Raw genomic sequence first — 2,850 nt, forward strand, 5'->3', positions numbered from 1 at the left:
TATATACAAAAATACCCTATAGAGTAGACCTTTTTATTAGTTGTCTACTCTATAGAGTACATTTTACTATTTTTTGACGGGGTTATTTTTATTACTTAAACTTTTTATCTATAAGCCAAGTTACGAATAATACTAAAACCTGTATCATAAGTACTAATGCAAAAGCCATAATAAAATAATGATACGCTAACATATTTATAAAGTAACTACTGCTCATAACTATATACAATATTAAACTAATTAATAAAGTCAATATAGATTGAAGCTTAAAAAATCTACTTCTTTTACTTTTCAATGCCATAATAGCTAAAACTAAAAATATAGCTATGAAAATAATCAAAATACTCTTTTGAGTATTTATATTGCTTTGTGAAAAAATACCATTTTCAAATTGATATCTTCTATAATAAACATGATGCATAACACCAGCTTTTTTATTAGTTAAATACTCAACTACAAAAGTTCCTATAACTATTCCAACTTGAGTTATAAGAGTTAATATATATAATATCTTAACCCATAACTTATTTTTCATTATTTAGGTTCCCCTGTTTCTGTAGGATTAGAAGTATCATTACTCCATCCAATCCATCCATCACTGTATAATGAAGTATTATCAAATCCCATAACATTAGCATAAGTTAAAACTTCTGCAGCTCTCCATCCACTACCACACATAAACATTAAATGCTTATTAGTATCAATTCCTGCATCTTTCCATAAAGCTTTTATTTCAGCTGCATTTCTCATAGTGTTGTCTATATTTCTATAGTCCTCTAAAGTTGTAGCACTAGTTCCTGCATAACCATATACAGCTCCTGGAATACGTCCTTTTTTGTCGTGGTAGCTATATCCACTAATTTTACCTATATACTCATCCCAACTACGGTTATCTACTAATACATTATTAGAATCTTTTAACATTTCTTTTAATTCAGCTTGTGTATCTATTAAATCAGGATTTGCTGGTATTGTTGCTCCAAAATCATTTCCAGCTACTGGCTTATTACTCTTTGTTTCAAGTTCATATCCAGCACTTGTCCAAGCGTTATTTCCACCATTTAATACTCTTACATCATTTATACCTATGTAACGAAGTACTACTGCAACTCTGTATGAAGCCATTACATCAGGACCTGTTACTATTACAGTATCATCCTTTGTAAATCCATAATCATTAGCAAACTTAGCTAACTCTTCATCACTTGCTAACATCCATTGTGGAGGTGGTTCTACTGTATCTGTATTTATATGAACACTAGTTGGAACATGTCCCTTAGAATATGCTTCTGATTCTTCTCCCCAACTTGCTTCAACTATTTTTATATTTTTTGAGTTTTCAAATGTTTCTGGTTTCTTACCATCTAAAATATCATTAACTATAGTTGCTGGTACTATCATTTCATAATTTTCATAGCTTTCCATTGGTAAGCTTTCATCCTTAGCCCAATCAGCTACATTGTATGTATATAAGTTTCTATAACCTTTTTCACTTAAATAATTTGCAACTTCTTTTGCATCTTTTCCATTTGCGTCATATAACACTATGTTTTTATCTTTTTCTATACCTTTAGTTTCTAATGCCTTATCTAAAGTTTTTTCTTTATCCTTAGAATCAACAGTTAGCCAGTTAGCTGAAAAATCTACTGCACCTTTTATATGCCCTCCTCTTTCAACTTCATCTAACTTCCATCCATTAAAAGCATCATTTATACGAGTATCTACTACAACCCAAGAATCATCTGATAACTTATCTTGTAATTCTTTTGTAGCTATAGTTTTTACTTCTATATCTGCTACTTTTTGATTTTCCTTTTCATTACTGCATCCTGCAAATAGAGCCATAGTTAAAACTAATGCAGACAGTAATGAAGCTTTTTTACTTAACTTCTTTATCATTTAACTCTCCTTTATGTTTATATATAATTGCATTTTGACTTTATAATTATATTTTAAATTTCAATATATGTATAATAGATTTTTTCTATAATATATTTTTTATTTATAGCTATTATCTATTTTAGTGTATTAGTTTTCTTATTATAACTTTATTATTATATGTATTTCTTATATTTATTATAATATTCTCATTATATATAATTAATTATATTAAGAATTAGATGTTTAAACTTAAGTAAAGTATTATAAAAATACCCTGTCGTATTTACCGACAGGGTATTTTTTAGTAGTAATGCTCTGGTACATCCCATTTTTGAGCATTACCTAATATATAAGCTTTTCCATCAATAACTAAAACTGCACCCTCATTAGTTATTGAGTAAACAGGCTTTTTCTTTTCTCTAATAAACCTTAATATACTTATATTTTGTAATTCTGTATTTTCAAAATGAACTTCTATATCAAAATCCTTAATTATATTTAATCCTATATAATATGAGTATCTCTCATAATCAGAGTCTTTAGTAATATGGTACTCTCTTATTTGAACCATTGCACCAGCACTAGTCCCAATCATAATTCCATTAAAATTTTCAAGTTCATGAACTAAATCATACTTTTGAAATTTTGCCATCATTTTATCTGGATAACCACCTGTAAAAAATAAAATATCACTATTTCTAATTTTTAATTTCATTAAATCTATACTATCTACAAATTGATTTATCCATTTAATATTATTTTCATTAATACCATAAGATAGAAATGGTGAGACTATATCTTTATAATGAGTTCCATATTCACTACTAAAAGCTCTATTCCAATCATTTTTATCCTTTAGCCAATTATCATCATACGAAAATGGAATGATTAATACATTATGATTATCTTTTATTATATTTTTTAATATGCTATAGCACCAATTTTCATCAAAGTTGTTTAAACTAAGCA

3 protein-coding genes are annotated in these 2,850 nt (G+C 27.4%); all 3 read right to left on the reverse strand.

Annotated elements, in window-relative coordinates; all coding sequences use genetic code 11:
- Window positions 1-91: 91 nt before the first annotated feature.
- Entirely contained in the window at window positions 92-535 is a 444-nt protein-coding gene (locus Q5F54_RS12530; protein WP_288526432.1) for a hypothetical protein, read from the reverse strand.
- Window positions 535-1,899, reverse strand: a complete 1,365-nt coding sequence (locus Q5F54_RS12535; protein ID WP_331562788.1) for a rhodanese-like domain-containing protein — start codon at window positions 1,897-1,899, stop codon at window positions 535-537. The genes Q5F54_RS12530 and Q5F54_RS12535 overlap by 1 nt, the downstream gene beginning before the upstream one ends.
- A 283-nt stretch (window positions 1,900-2,182) precedes the next feature.
- Window positions 2,183-2,850: Type 1 glutamine amidotransferase-like domain-containing protein (locus Q5F54_RS12540; protein WP_302334534.1), on the reverse strand; the 668-nt coding region annotated here is incomplete at its 5' end.

It is taken from the genome of uncultured Romboutsia sp. (assembly GCF_958366745.1).
GTDB lineage: Bacteria > Bacillota > Clostridia > Peptostreptococcales > Peptostreptococcaceae > Romboutsia > Romboutsia timonensis.

Coding starts and splice junctions, on each gene's coding strand:
- Q5F54_RS12535 (WP_331562788.1), bottom strand. CDS start 1,899: ATGATAAAGAAGTTAAGTAAAAAAGCTTCATTACTGTCTGCATTAGTT.
- Q5F54_RS12530 (WP_288526432.1), bottom strand. CDS start 535: ATGAAAAATAAGTTATGGGTTAAGATATTATATATATTAACTCTTATA.